This window comes from Adhaeribacter sp. (assembly GCF_057359045.1).
Window position 1 is genome coordinate 74616 of record NZ_JBMQUD010000111.1, and the last position, 15101, is coordinate 89716.

General features: G+C 46.3%; 6 protein-coding genes and 1 pseudogene. All 7 read right to left on the minus strand.

The window, feature by feature from the left end:
• Nucleotides 1-369: 369 nt before the first annotated feature.
• Nucleotides 370-1359: an SMP-30/gluconolactonase/LRE family protein gene (locus ACO1R6_RS16940; protein WP_486266188.1), complete on the minus strand. Its 990-nt coding sequence runs from the start codon at nt 1357-1359 to the stop codon at nt 370-372.
• Nucleotides 1360-1725: 366 nt separating this feature from the next.
• Nucleotides 1726-4002 (minus strand): FAD-dependent oxidoreductase, encoded by a 2277-nt coding sequence (locus tag ACO1R6_RS16945; protein WP_486266189.1) that lies wholly within the window; start codon nt 4000-4002, stop codon nt 1726-1728.
• Between the two features lie 76 nt (nt 4003-4078).
• The gene (locus ACO1R6_RS16950; protein WP_486266190.1) at nt 4079-6370 is read right to left on the minus strand and encodes a hypothetical protein; all 2292 of its coding nucleotides are present in this window, start codon (nt 6368-6370) and stop codon (nt 4079-4081) included.
• 61 nt (nt 6371-6431) lie between these two features.
• Complete coding sequence (locus ACO1R6_RS16955; protein ID WP_486266191.1) at nt 6432-9302, minus strand: glycoside hydrolase family 2 TIM barrel-domain containing protein; 2871 nt, start codon at nt 9300-9302, stop codon at nt 6432-6434.
• A gap of 116 nt (nt 9303-9418) precedes the next feature.
• Complete coding sequence (locus tag ACO1R6_RS16960) at nt 9419-11128, minus strand: sodium:solute symporter family protein (RefSeq protein ID WP_486266192.1); 1710 nt, start codon at nt 11126-11128, stop codon at nt 9419-9421.
• Nucleotides 11129-11175: 47 nt separating this feature from the next.
• Entirely contained in the window at nt 11176-13821 is a 2646-nt protein-coding gene (locus ACO1R6_RS16965) for a glycerophosphoryl diester phosphodiesterase (protein WP_486266193.1), read from the minus strand.
• 34 nt (nt 13822-13855) lie between these two features.
• Nucleotides 13856-15101 (minus strand): annotated as a pseudogene (locus tag ACO1R6_RS16970) (hypothetical protein); the annotation flags it as partial.

Here is a 15101-nt window from a genome sequence, read left to right on the forward strand (position 1 = left end):
TTAGCAAACGAAAAATATTTATTCCTAGTAAGGCTTAGCTGCCTTAAATATAAAGTAATATATAGGTATGTTGATTATACTCCTTATAAATTTAGTCTATTTTAAGCAATATAAATTTATTGATAAAAAATTATCAATAAATATAGCAGACTATTAGAAATAAACTAAAGCTCAAAACCTAAATAAAAAGCCAGAAAATTAACTAGAGAATAGACTATTTAAATAGTATGGCTCAGACAAGCCTTTAATACAGCAAAGGTTATAAAACAGCTGCCTGGCAAGAGCACCAACCAATTGGGTAGCCCTTAATAGTGTAGTTATACAGCAAGAAAGCTTGTTAAGCTGGGCCTGATTAAATAAGTTAACTAACTATTGTATTCCTTTTACCCACATTGGCAAAACAAACACCGACTCCGACGCGGTAATAAATAAAATATTGCGGTTTTTGCCGCCAAAAGTTACATTACCAGTCCAGTTAGCGGGCACCGCAATGTGCCCGATCTTTTTGCCTTGCGGGTTATAAACAGTAACGCCTTTCCCAGTGAGGTAAAGATTCCCGTGCTCATCTAGGGTCATGCCGTCGGACCCTTGCGCCACAAAAAGCTGCTTTTCTTTTAAAGTACCATCAGCGGCAATCTGGTATTTGTAAGTTTTGTTGGCTTTAATATCGGCTACAAATAAATATTTACCATCCGGGGTGCCAATAATGCCATTCGGTTGTTCTAAATCGCCGGCCACCACTATAGGTTCCTGTTTACCTTTGGGCAATAAATATACTTGTTGGGCAACAATATCCGGTGTTTTGTGGGTCCAATACGAACGTTGGTAATAGGGGTCGGTAAAGTAAATATTGCCTTTGGGGTCTGGCCACAAATCGTTGGGGCCGTTCAGGCGTTTGCCCTGAAAATCTTTAACCAAAACCGTTATTTTTCCCTGCGGGCTAATAGACCATAATTGGTTATGCTCATCGGCGCAGGCCAGCAAATTGCCCTTTTTATCGAAAGCTAAACCATTGGCCCGGCCGGCGGGATCTAAAAAAATCGTCAGCTTGCCATCGGTACTGTATTTCCAGATTTTGTTATTGGGCTGATCGGTAAAAAAAATATTGCCGGCCCGGTCGGTGGCCGGTCCTTCGGTAAAGCTAAATTTATTATCGATGAGCTTTACTTTGGCCTCTCCGGCTACCAATTGGCTTAGGGCGGTATCGGCGGGTTGGACATTACTTTCCGGCCCTGGATTTTCGGTTGGCGCCATGCTATTCGGTTTAACAATACGGGTATTAGAACCAGCTACTTTTACGGCACCCAGGCAAATCAGTATACCTATTATGAAAGTGCTGGCTTTAAATTTATTTTGCATGAAAACGGAATAATTTAAAAAAGGCATTATTTACCGGAAATGAACAAGCTTGCTATAACCAAATAAATTTCAGACAACAGATTGTCAATAATAATTAATATTCCGGCAATCATCAAAATAAATTACCAGCTATACTATGTGTATCCAGAATAAGTTGGGTAACCCATTCCGATTAAAAGCTATTTTACGCTTAGTTTCCGAAATATTCAGAACAGGCTTTTATTAAACAATTTTCTGATTCCTGCCAAAAGGCAGCGTACTGCATGCAAACAAAACGGGTAAAGAATAAAAAGGCTCTTGTTGGCTTCGCGCGTAATAAATACGAGCCAGCCAACAAGAGCCTTTCTTAAGTAAACCAATCAATATTTAATAAATCTGCACTTCAAAAATAGCGGCGGGCACTTCCGGGCGCGGGGGCAAAGGCTCAATTACCAGTTTACTTGTAACGATAGGCTTCTCAAATATTATTTTGTTTATCGTTTGGTAATTATCCCGGACTTCGTAAATCATTTCGCCCTGGTCGTTGCACAAGCGGTAGTGCTGCACGCAAAACGGCATATTGGTTTCGGGGTGGCCCATCAACGACGACTCCATTGGGTGGTCGTAATCTGTATCAAAAGCCAATATTACTTCTTTTATTTCCTGGGGCTTTTTCCATTCAAAAAATAATTTTGGATTATGATCATTCGCAGCGGCTACCCAGGCATTGGGGTTGGCCACAGGCCGAAAGAGACCATTATTTACATTATCTGCCGAAAACAAAACAATACCTGCCTCTAACTGTAAACCAAAATTATGCCCGGCCGGCCGGCGGTGGGGGCACCAGAATTCAAATTCATCTACCCCTATTTCGGCGGGCGGCGTTTGTTTACCGAAGTTAGAAACGGCTTTATTTACTTTATTGAAAACCGTTAAAAGTCCGGTTATACGTTGCTCACTGCCTTTTACGACTACGCTCTCATGTTTCATCAGGCAAATAAAAACAAAACGCGGCTGGTCAACTTCATACTCAAAATCTACATAAATGGCTTGTTTGCCGGCCTCCAGTTTAATTTCTTTTTGCGCCAGCGTAGTATCGGGAGTGTGGTTAAAAGGTTTGCTGCTAATGCGTAACTCTACATTAAGCGTAGTAGCTTCTTCGGCTTTAACCTGCAAAGTTATACCGGGCAGTTTACCGGCCGCTACTGGCAGCATTTGGGCCGCCGAATATTCCAGGTTCAGCCACGGACCGTTAAAAGGAATTTCTGTTAAAACCAACTCACTGGAAGCAGCTATTTGGGCGGTATTTACCAGATTATGCAGGGTATTTAACTTAACGCCCGGAATATGATGACCGGTTTTTAATAACTCCTGCTGTAAAATTTGAATATTTTGGGGTTGGGTAAGCTGTACTTGTGTCCAGTTGTTTTTAACCGCCAGCGCCGCCGCCATACCTACGGCTTGTCCGCCGTGGGCGCAGGTGCCCATTACCCGCGACGAACCAAAGGCCACGTGCGAGGCACTGATAATGCGGCCGGCCAAAAATAAATTAGAAATATTGCGGCTGTAAAAACACCGGAACGGAATCTGGTAAACCCCTTTGCCGTGCCACTGGTTGCAGCCGGGCTTTTCGCTAAATACGCCGTCGGCGGGGTGCAAATCAATCGACCAGCCACCAAAAGCCACGGCATCCGGAAAAGTTTTTTGTTCTACAATATCCTGCTGGCGCAACATGTAGTCGCCTTCAAAACGGCGGCTTTCGCGCTTGCCCGGAATATTGCCTACCCACTCCAGGGTCAGGTTTTCGGCTTCCGGGAATTTACCCGAATTTTTAATGTAGTTCCAAACGCCGTAAACTACTTTCCAGAGCTCCCATTTAATTTTTTCGGTTTCGTGCACAGTATCCAAGCGTCCGCCATATTCAATCCACCAGAGGCGACAGCCAAAATCATCGGCATTAAAACTTTTGTAACGCGGTATTTGGGTAATATCCTGCAGGGCGTAGCTAGGCGGCGTAAATTTTACCGGCCGCCCCACATCTTTGCTGTAAAAATAAATGGTGTGGCCCAGGAGTTCGCCATATTCTTCGGTGGGCGCAAATTTTTCCCCAAATTCTTCCTGGGCTTCGGCCCCCATCCGGAAAGCAGCCCCAGCGCCAAAAGCCAGTATACCATCGCCGGAAGCATCGCAAAACCACTTACCGCTAAATTTATACTGGGTGGAGTTCTGGCTGCAAAAGGCATATACCGCCGCAACTTTATCTTCCGCGGCTTTTTCTACCTCGTAAACCGCGGTATTCAGAAATAAAGTAATATTGGGTTCCAAGACCACTTTTTCCAGCAAGATGGTATCGAAAAATATAGCGTTGCCTTCGGGGTTGCGGTAGGTGTTTTCTACTAATATTTCGTCGATTACGCCGCCTTCGCGGGCCCAGCGATTGTTGTTGCCCATGTGAGAGGTGGCACCCAGTACCCACAGACGTACTTCGCTCGATGAATTACCTCCGAGTACCGGCCGGTCTTGCACCAAAATCACTTTTATGCCGGCGCGGGCCGCCGTAATGGCCGCGCACGTGCCGGCCAACCCTCCTCCCACTATTACTAAATCGGTATTGATTTCTTCTGTTCTGGGTTTTCTATCGGTAACAAACGATTCTTTCCGCATTTTTAAACTTTTACATCCTTTGCAGGATTATTCAACTTCTATTTTACGCTTTATTTAATTTACCCTAAGAACTGCTTTAGTTGCCGCCTCTTAGTTCGTAATGATGACCGGGAGCCAAGGCAAAAGAAAAAGCCTGGTGTTTTTCTTTAAAAGTAAAAGTTACTTTTTGTCCGGTGGTGGCATCTATTATTTGCAAGCTGCCCCGCTGCCAACCTTTATTATTATTTTTGATTATCGATTGCGCTGTGCCATCGGGGTAGGTAAAAGTATATATTGAGCCTCTGTTGCTCACGGGGTAAACAGTGGCGTACAAGCCGTTTTTTTCTGCGGTTACCAGCACGCCCTTGCCCCCAATAAAAGCCGGAATTTTATCGTAAGGGAAAGCGTAATCAGGTAAGGTAAGGGGGCCTTTAAATAATTTTCCGGTTTCGTAGTCGAGCCATTGGCCTTTGGGTAAATACACATGGCGGGTTTGCACAGTAGCGTAGTCGTTGCCGTAAGCCGGGGTAACCAGCAACGATGGGCCTAGCAGCCAGGAATATTGCCGCTTGGTCTTATTCGCTAAATTATAAGTAGCCGCATCTTTTGGAAAAGCAATGGGCAAAGGCGTAAGCGTGTGCGGATAACCGGTTACAAAACTTTCGACAGCCGCACTATAAATATAGGGCGCCAATTGGTTGTGCCAGTCGGCTGCTTTTTTCACGGCGGCTTCGTACGTGGGGTTTTCCAGGTGCCACGGCCCCAAGCCCACCGACATAACCGGGCTAACCGCACAAAACATGGCATTCCGGACAAAATATAATTTCTGATCCGGGGTAAGCGGTACGGTTAAATATTTGCCCGCTACAATGTCGGGGTACACGTTGGGCGCGCCGCTGGCCGCGTAATTTAAGGCATTTATGATAGGCCGGTCCTGGTCAAAACCGTGTTTCGTATCTTCGAGCCGCAAAATATCGCCGGGCACCGCGTAGGCCGAGTTCCGAACCATTACCAGGTTTCCCTGTTGCATCAGGTGTTCGTTTACTTTATTAAGTTTGGCATCGTTGTTTAGCTTAATGCCGTCGTGCAGCATCATGTCTTCTTTGTAGCCGTTTACCCCCCACTTTTTAAAACCTTCGGCAAACCAGTTAACCGCCGCCGACTTTTCTGGATTTAAGATGTAAATATTACCCTGCGGAAAATTGACTTTATAAGGACTAGGCTGGCCTTGCTGATTTTCGAGGAAATAATGGTTTTCTAACCCTTGCGGCGTATACGGACCGTTGTTGACGGTATCGTAAAATCCACCTTCCGTTTTGGGTGCTTTAAAATTGGTGCGCAAACCAATTAGGAAATTAATATTATGTTGTTTAAAAAAAGCTTTAAATGCTTCTACATCTGGGTAACGCGGGTTGGGCAAGCCATCTTGCCGGCCGGGTTCGGCGGTATCGTCCCAAATACCAAAGCTGTTGGTAGTACCTTCGGTAGGCTTTTTGCGTTCGCCTTTCCAGAAACCCGAGCCTACTACGGCCCAATTTAAATGATAGCCTTTTTGCAGGTAGGTTTCTAAATCTTTCTGTACCGAAGTCTGGTAAGTATTCCAACCCAGCGAGCCAAACGCTTCGTAGCCTAATCTAAAAAAATCGTACTTGGGTTTTAAATCAGGGTAACCTTCTTTTTGCTTGATGAAGGCATAATTTTTATAAATTATTTCCGGCGAACCAAAAAAATAATAGGCATTTAATTCGGTTACTTTAGCCACGCCCATTTTATTTTCCAAAGCATTTATGCCAATCCGTTTGTGGCCTTTCTCGAAGACTACTTGGCCCATACCCTGCGCCGGAAATATGGCAAAGCTGGAAATAAAGCGGTGGCGGTCGTCGGTGTTCAGGAAGCGGTTACTCGCAAAGCCAAAAACATTGGTGCTGGGGCCAAAGCCGCCGTGGTCGCCTAAGCCGTAAGCTGGCTGCACCGGGGCCGTCCGGATATCGATTATAAACTTTGTTTCAGCGATGGCACTTTCCGAGTGCGGTTTAACTTTAATATTTATATAATCATCCGCTAAATAAAGGTAAACGGCGGCTTTATTACCTTGGCTGTTTTTCACCGAAAGTTGCAGCAAATCCGGTTTTTGGGAAATTATTTCGGTGCTGGTTGCCTCGTGCAATAAGGTATCGCCGGGCGCAGAAAACCGCAATCCGGAGATCGAATGAAAATCGGCGAGGCTTTTACCTTTAATCTTAAACGCATATTTAAAGCCTGCTTTTTGCAGGTATAACTCATACCCTGGCTTCTTAATTTTTATAACCCGCGCTGGCGCCGAAGCCTGTAAGTTGCCGGTTATAAAAACTAAAAAACTAAAAAAGAAAACTCTTAAAATAATGATCATGCTTAATTCTTTGTACCGGCAGTATCGGGTAATATTTTCCCGGTTAAGGGCTAGTCTAATATTATTTTTGGCTAAAAGTAGCAGCGCCCCTTACCGGCTGCCCGGCTTTAGATTCGCCGTGTTCCGACTTAGCGGTTAGAGTTAAGGTATAGGAGCTATTTTTCTTTAAATTTTTAACCTCAATGTATTCAGCCAAACCCGCATTTACTTCTACAGACTTGGTAGCACCGTTTTCGGGATAAGTAACCCGGTAACCGGTTGCTTTACGCACGGGCTCTAAAGCAATAATGGCCTCACTACCCTGGCGCATTACACTTTTAACTTGGGGCGCAACCGGAGCTTGCTTGCCGTCTGGGGTAACGGTATAAATTTCCGACCAATCGCTTTCTACATATTGCTGCAAAGTCCGTTTCATCCGGAACTGGTAAGCCTGGCCGTTAATTAAATTGGGCACTCGGCACAGCCCCCGGGTAGTTACCCGCAGGGTTTTGGTTTTAGCCGGGTCTTTTAAATCGGGTCCGTACTGGATGGTATACAGGTAATCGAAATTCTCGTAGCCGTACCCAATAAAAAAGCTACTGTCGGCGGCTTCGGTATACCAGATTACGGGCGGCAGGAAATCAGTGGTGGGGGTAGCTTTTACCGGGGCCGAGGCTGTTCCTTCGCCCAGGTTATTAATACCCGCAATGGCAAATTGGTAAGATTGTCCTTTCTCTAATTTCTTTATATCAATATAATGGTTAATGGTGGTATCGCTGCGGCTGGTGAGCTCGGTTTTACCGTATTTAACCACATAATATTCGGCGGTCGGATTTTTTTCGAACAAGACCCGTACCCCGCTTTCGCCCGGAATTATTGCTTTAATTTTAGGAGCTACCGGCTTTTGCAAATACACCAAGGTATCGTACACGGCATAGCCGGTCGGCGATAACAAAGAAAGCTTAAGTAAGCCGCCATTTTGCTGGGGCACCTGCCAGTTTACGGTAGTAGTTAAAGCTTTGTCGCCGGGGCTTATGGCAGGTAAGTTGTTAAAACCGCTTTGGGTAGTTTTGCCGCTTACATCCCGGGCTTCCCAAATTAATTTGTAATTCCGGAGCGTAAAAGCCGGCAAATCTAATTTACCGCGGGGCTTAATATTTACCGCTGTTTTTACCTGTTGGCCAAGTTGCAGGTTAGTTGGAAGTTGTACCGCCAGGCCCCGGATGGGCGCATATTCTTTCTGAAAAGCGGCATAGGCTCTTTTGGGTTGCCGGAAAACATTTACAATACCCCAGGCGCGGTTGCCGGTGGGCGCCGTGTTCCAAGCGGCGTGGGCCTGCCAGGCGCTGCGGTAATCGTTAAAAGTCCAGAGGGAAGCGCCCATTAAATAATCGCGGTTGCGGATGCTGTTGAGCATACCTTTAGCATCGATTACCCCAAGGTTTAAATTTTCGCTGGTTAAATTATAGCCGTACTCCGAGTAAAATAGGGGTTTGCCCGGGTGGTTCTGATAAGCTATATCGGCTAATTTGCCCAGCGCCGAATATTTGTTTAATAAAATCATATCTGAAAATTGCACCGGGTCGGTTTTCTGAGCATCCGCCGAGTGACTCACGTACACCACTAACCGCGAATTGTCCAGTTCCTGCTTCACGTAATTAATCGCCGACTCCACGTACGCCATTACGCCGGGGTTGGCGCTGACAAACCCTATTTCGTTGCCCACACACCAACCAATTACCGACGGATGATTATATTGCGAGTGCACCAGTTGTTTTAGCCATTGTTTGGGCAAAGGATTATTTGCATCTACGAGCGCATCCTGGCCCCATAATGGAATTTCGCTGAACACCAAAATGCCTTTTTCATCAATGTAATCCAGCACTTCTTTGGGTAAAGGCAAATGCGACAGGCGGGTCATGTTGGCGCCGGCTTTTTTCATTAAATCAATATCGGCTTTGTAGCGCCAGGCGGGTAAGGTATTGCCGGTGGTCCGGTCGTCGGGCACCCAGTTGTATCCCATTAAGCGTACTTCTTCGCCGTTCAGTTTTACTTTCAGGCCATCTATTTCCAGCTTCCGGATACCAAAACGGTCGGTTACCTGGTATTGGGTATTATTTCCTTGCGCAATTTTTACGGTTACCTGATACAGAAACGGATCGTCGAAATGCCACAGGTGCACCTGTTTTTTGTTTAAAGCCGTTTCTAAAGTATAAGGCGTAGAACTGTTGGGTGGCAGTGTAACCGCAAAAGCTAATTTTTTATCTCCTTGCCCCGACTTAATCAAACCATTTTTATCGGTGAGGGTAATATTGCCGGTTATCTTCTGGGCGGTTTTGCTATCATTGCGCAATAAAAGTTTTACCGCTACCTGGGCCGTGCCACTTTTCAGGTTAGGCGTTGCCAATACGTGCGTCTGTTCTACGCGTACCGGATTATTAATAAATATTGTAACCGGCCGCCGGATGCCGCCCCAATTCCAGGTAGCGCCGCGTTTAAAGGTATTATCGGCCACCACTACTAAAGTATTTTTAGCGCCGTATTTTAAGTTTTGGGTTACATCAAATTCAAAAGGGAAAAAGCCGCTGTGGCTCTCGCCTAATAATTTGCCGTTGAGCCAAACCTTGGCATCGTGGTAAACCGCCTCAAAATTTAGCCGGATGGTTTTGCCCTGCCAATTCTGGGGTACATTTAAATCTTTGCGGTACCAGCCCTTGCCGGCATAATGCGCGTATTCGTTGTGGGTATCCCAGTTGCCAGGCACTTCCATTTTATCCCATCCCAAAGCTTGGTGTTGCGGGCTAAACCATTGCTTTTCTTCGCCTACATTATTGGGGTCAATCTTAAAAGCCCACTGGCCATTGAGCGATACTTTTTCTTCGCCGTTTGCCGTTTGCGCCGCCCCCGTTTGGTGCAGGAAAACAATCAGGAACAGATGTAATAAATATTTCATAATGCTTTATTTAAAGTATTTCCCATTGGATTCAGAAGAAAAAAACAATGCGAGGAAAAGAATATTTTTCCAGTTCAACAGATTAGAATTAATCCAGTTTTTCTTAACCAAGCACTTTATTTGTAAGCAACTTCTGGTTTATCCACTGCTTTGGGGACACGCACGGCCAGCCACCACACCGGCAGACTTAGCATCAGAATAAAAACACCCATGCCCGCCACCAAACCCTGGCTGCTAGTTGCAATAAGGCCCAGAACCAGTATACCCAAACCCGTTATGCCTAACCCAATCGAAATAGCCTTTACCCCAAAAGTATTCTGGGCATTGCCAGCGGCTATTTCGGTTTCGGGTTGAATAATTTTATGCGCCGCTTTGTTTGCCATCCATTGCTGGTAGTTGTTGTATTCGGCCGATTCGCGCACATTTCGGTAAATAACCCATTCGAACACCGCCAGAATAAGCAAAGGAAAACCAATACCCACGATCATTTCGGCAGCCTTGGATAAAGTAAAATTAAAAGCAAAGGGCGTGATAAACTTAAAGAACAAGCTTAGGGCTAAGGAAGCAATAGAAGTGATGAAGATGGAAAAAGCCGTTTGCCGCCGGGAAAAGAGCGTCCAGATTACCGGGGCTAACAACGAACCGCCCGTAATAGCACCAATGGCTAAAACCACGCTTACCAAGCCACCCACTTTTGGCACCAACAACGCCAGGCCAACCGTAATTAAACCAAATACCACGGTGGCTAACCGGCCCACGCCAACCGCGTGTTTTTCGGAGGCATTGGGTCTAAAAAGCTTCTTGTAAATATCGTTGGTGAATACGGCGGCTAATAAATTCAGAATGGTATTGGCGGTACTGGCCGTGGCCGATATCATGGCCGCCAGCATTAGGCCCAGCAAACCGGCCGGCAATATTTTTTTGCAAATCATCAGGTAAGCTCCCTCCGATTCCAATCCGCTCAACTCCGGATTCATTACCCGGTAAATCATGGGCGGCAGCATCCAGATAAACGGGCTGAATAAATACATGCCCACAAACAGAAAAGCCACCTTCCGGGATTCTTTTTCGCTTTTAACGCTGGTGTAGCGCTGCACAAAAGGCCAACTACCGCTGATGTACACACAATGATAAAGCGTAAAGGCCAGAATAAAGCCCAATGAATAATCGCCGGATAATGGCGCAAAGAAATTTTCCGGTGCTTTCTGAATAAAATTATCCAAGCCCCCCACGTAATCGAGCGACAGCGGCAACACGATTAATACCGCCGCAAATAAGATAACAAACTGCAGCACATCGGTTACCATTACGGCCCACAAGCCTCCTACGGCCGTGTAAATAATTACCATAATACCCAGCAGCAGAATAGAAACCTCTAAAGAGAATGGCGTAGCCAGGTAAACCAATTTCCCGACCGGGTACAAAACCTGGGCCGTAGTTACCAGGGCCACCAGCAAAAATATATAAGTAAAAAACTGCTGTAATTTGGTGCCGAGCCGGTTGCCAATATATTCGGCGGCAGTAAGCGCGCCGGCCCGTTTCCAGCGGGGCGCAATAAACAAAGCCGTAACCAAACCGCCCACGCACATGGTTAACTGAATGGTAATAGCTACCAGGCCCTGGTCGTAGGCAATAGAACCCCACACCACAAAAGTACCCGCCGACAAAAAACTCATAAACAGCGACAAACCACTTACCCACCACGGGGCATTTTCACCGGCGGCAAAAAACGATTTGGTATCGGAACCGGTGCGGGCAAAGGCCAGGCCTACTATTAATACAAATAAGGCAAAGGCGGCCATTACTATAAAATCGAGTTGCTGCATTTTCTAATTTTGGTCAGATTGATTCATTTATTTTATCCTGTGGTATTTTAAAAATCAAGGGCTAAGATGGCCATACCAAACCCGGGAATATTTACCGGATTATTAATATTTGTTTTGGTTGTTTTTCCATCCGCAGTAATAAGTGAAGCGGTTTGCCAGACTACTTTTTTATTAGGCAGCAGATGAGTAGGATCTAATTGGGGATTAATTGTTAAGGGTTCGGCCTGGTTATTTAATAAAACCACGTACAATTTATTTTTATCGGTAGCCAAAGCACTGATATAATCTACATTGGCGTTGCCCGGATTTATTAAACCATCGTGTAAAACTAAATTGGCCGGTTGGCTAAATATTTTGCCCAGTGCAAACCCGTAAGATTGGTGCGGACCAACTTTAGGCGTAATAAAGCCGCGGGGAAAAGTTATTTTATTATCGGAGCGCAGGCTCACTTCGGAAAGTAAATAATCGGTAATCCAGCCAATTTGCCACCAGGCGTGGTGCGGGAACGGACCGGCGCCGGCATCCATGTTACGCCAGTAATAAGATGCTACGCTGGTTTGCGGATTTACAAAGGCATCGCGGCCCAAAGCAGCGGCCCGGGCCATATCGCGGTAAAGCGGTTCGCCGGTAAGCTGGCTGATGCGCAAAAACAAACCCGCATGGCTGGCCAGCGGAATCGGTCCGTTCCCGTTGGCCGAACCCATGGTGCCGCCGTGCTCAAAGCTTAATCCTACCTGACTGATTTGCCAGTCTTTGCGGGCTATGCCTTTTACGGTTTTACTTTGGTTCGTCGGGATGGGGTGGGTATAAATAGAAGCGGTGTAAATGCGAGCCGCTTCAATGGCGGCAGCTTTATAGCGCTCGGTTTGGGTAATATCGTATAAATCCAGCAGGGCCTGGGCGCTCTGACCAGTGGCAAAATCGTTTACAAAGCGTACGTCGCCGCAAACACCCGTAAAATGACCTTTATCAACGGCGTTTTTAATAAACCAATCGGCTCCGCGTTCGGCGGCTTCTAAATATTTTTTATCACCTAAAATCCGGTAAGCTACAATTAACCCGTAAAAAGTAGGGCGCAAATCGGTTAAATCGGTGTAAACAGGCTTTTGCGTGTTACGGTCGTAGGCAACGTCCCAGTTGCCGGCCGGTTTTTGCCAGGTTAGCAAACGCTCTGCTCCCAGGCGCAACCGTTCTTTCAGTTCTTTATCGTTTGGCTGAAACAATAAAATATTGCCTAAATCGAGCATGGTATAATACGTCAGGCTGATAGGCTCCACGTGCGAACCCCATTCCTCGACAAACTTTTTGCTCTTATATAAATAATATTGACCCACAGCCGCCCCCTGAAAAAAGCCTGGTTTATCTTCCTGCTGCTTTAATTTAAAATTGCGGGCAAACGGCAAACGGGTTTTCTGCAATACCGGGTCTTGGGTAATGGTAGCCAGCATCCACATGGCGCCGTAATCGGAGTTTTTAATCGCATCTTTATCGGCCCCTACTACACCCCCCAAATAAGATTGCGCTCCTATTTTGGTTCCTTCAAATTCTACTTCGTTCCACAAAGAGGTTTTGTCGTTTATCACGTATTTGTGCATCGCCAGTAAGCGGTCGGTGAGCGATTGCTGCGTTTGTTTTAAGGCTAAAAAATCGGTGAACTTATAAATATCGTAAATGGCGTGTTTGTAAACGGTAAACCAATCGGCGGCTTGCAGTGTGTACCGGAAACGATACTGAATTTGCTCGCCGGCCTTTAGTTTAGAACCTTTCTGGCCTAAAACCGGGTGGTAAGCCGTGGGCGTAAGTTGCGCTTTCCGGTTCATGAGCGATAAGCCCAATTGCCATTGGTTGTGGGTATTCTGGTCTTTTTCCCAAGGGTCGCGCCCTACGCCCGGCTCCGGAATAACGGCCAGACTAACCCCAGTTTTAGAGCTTAAAATAGGAGCCAAGGTAGATGCGGTGCGCTCCCGGACCACAAAAGGTTTATCCGGAATGCCTTGCCCGTAAGCGGCTGCCAGTACAAAGTTGGGTTGCAAAGCTTTCCCCTGAAAATAACCCGGCAATATTCCCCAGGTGAGCGAGGTCTCCGGCACGGTAGTTAAGGTAGGCGTTGCCAAAGAATAATAGCCGTCGGTCTTGGCCGTAAGCGATAAGGTTACCAATATATCGTTCGGATATTTTTCGTCTAAAGCCCAATCGGAGCTAACGATGGCGGTGGTGGTTTCGTGGCGGAAGTTTATTTGGCCGGTGGCTTGCTGTTCGCCCGCGCCGGGATAAAAATGAATGGCCTGTCCGGCAATATTCATACCTACCGGGCTGATGGCTTTTAACCACGTTGGCCGGATATATTTAAAAGATTCTTCCGGAATATTAACTTCCTGGCCCTGGTGCATGATTTTTACCGGCGTACTATCAGGTCTGGTCGGCGAATACAAAAAGGTATATTCGCCGGAAGGCATCTCGGCCGTTACCCAGCCATTATTTTGGGCTACTTGCACCTGCTGTACCTGCCAGCCCTGTTCGTTCTTTTGCCAGCTGATATTTAACTGGTTATTCTTTAAAGTTAAATTTTTATTTGCGGAGGCTTGCCCAGCGGGTGTGCTGCACCGAATACTTACAAAACTAAATACCCCTAACAACAAGCTTAGCGGTAAATAATTTAATACAAATAGTTTCTGCTTTCGGGTTGGTATCATATTAATTCGGCTGAATAGAATGGGGTTATACCTGTTATTTTATGGCTAAGCTGGCTTGTTTAGCAAAGCCCAGGTAACCGTATTTTACCTGAAGCTTACCCTTGCTACCTACTTTGTATGTTGACCGGAAAATACCCGTATTGGGTCCGGTTTCGGTTACCGTTACTTTCTCGAAAGGCTGATCATTGGCCGCTACTTCTACCCAGGCTTTTTCGGCGGTTTGCCAATCCTGATTTAAAGCGGCTTTCAGCTCTAATATTATTTCCTGGTTTGGTTTAGCCGTGGTTATTTCTTTTTTTCCGGTTTTATTTAATAAGCGTACCTGGTGCGAGCCCAGCGTAGAAAAAGTAAGGGTAGCCATCCAGCCCCGGTTAGAAATGGCCCAGCCTTCGGTGCCGTAAGAACCATTCGTAATTTCGGGTAATGGTTCGGCATTAGCGGCAGTTGCACTCATTTGTCTTGGTCGCGGAAAATGGCTATCCAGGGGTGTACCGTCTAAAGTACCTCTTACTTTGCCCAGCAAGCCGTAGCCATTTTTATACGCCCAGGGCCAGCCTATTTCTACGCCTTCCCAATATCCGTTTAACGCTAGTCTTTCGGGGCTTTTATTGCTGATGTGGGCCCCTACCGGGTTAGCGCCAAATACAAAATTTACCTGCGACCAGCCAATTGCCCGCAGCTCTGGGTCCTGGAGCAAATGACTAACGGCAAACATAGAACCGCCTAAAGCGGGTGCGCCACCTAATTCTTTTGTTTTAGGATGCGCCCACTCGGTTTCGCTATGTACCCGGTAATGCCAGAGATTTGCGGTTTTGGCTTTCATGTGGTCGCGCCAGGCCATTAATTTTTCTTTTGTTCCGGCCGGGGCTTTATCGGGCGCAACCATTAAAAAGAAAGCTAGGGCCTGCGGGGTAATATGTTCGGCGTTCCGGATCCACCACATGTGCCGCGGGTTATTAAAATCCCAATTCTTGATAATATCTGCCGCACTTTCCTGGGCCCATTTCAGAAACTGCTCTGGTTTGCCGTCCGGCTCGTGCTGCTCGCTCAAATACATAAATAGATTACTGAACACCGATTGCCCAAAGGCATTGCCCATTTCGTTAAATTCCTGAAAGCCAATATCTACCCACTTATCGCTTTCAGTCCAGTAGCGCACCACTTTGTGCCGGTCGTAAGCGGTCCATTTTTCGAGACATACTTGCCGGTACTGCTGGTATTTTTCTTTTGATAAATGCGGTTTCAGAAATGAATGATAAGCGGCCAGTACGGGTGCCAAC

Excerpts from the sequence above, each read along its gene's own strand:
- ACO1R6_RS16940 (WP_486266188.1), bottom strand. The coding sequence starts at position 1,359 with ATGCAAAATAAATTTAAAGCCAGCACTTTCATAATAGGTATACTGATT.
- ACO1R6_RS16945 (WP_486266189.1), bottom strand. The coding sequence starts at position 4,002 with ATGCGGAAAGAATCGTTTGTTACCGATAGAAAACCCAGAACAGAAGAA.
- ACO1R6_RS16950 (WP_486266190.1), bottom strand. The coding sequence starts at position 6,370 with ATGATCATTATTTTAAGAGTTTTCTTTTTTAGTTTTTTAGTTTTTATA.
- ACO1R6_RS16955 (WP_486266191.1), bottom strand. The coding sequence starts at position 9,302 with ATGAAATATTTATTACATCTGTTCCTGATTGTTTTCCTGCACCAAACG.
- ACO1R6_RS16960 (WP_486266192.1), bottom strand. The coding sequence starts at position 11,128 with ATGCAGCAACTCGATTTTATAGTAATGGCCGCCTTTGCCTTATTTGTA.
- ACO1R6_RS16965 (WP_486266193.1), bottom strand. The coding sequence starts at position 13,821 with ATGATACCAACCCGAAAGCAGAAACTATTTGTATTAAATTATTTACCG.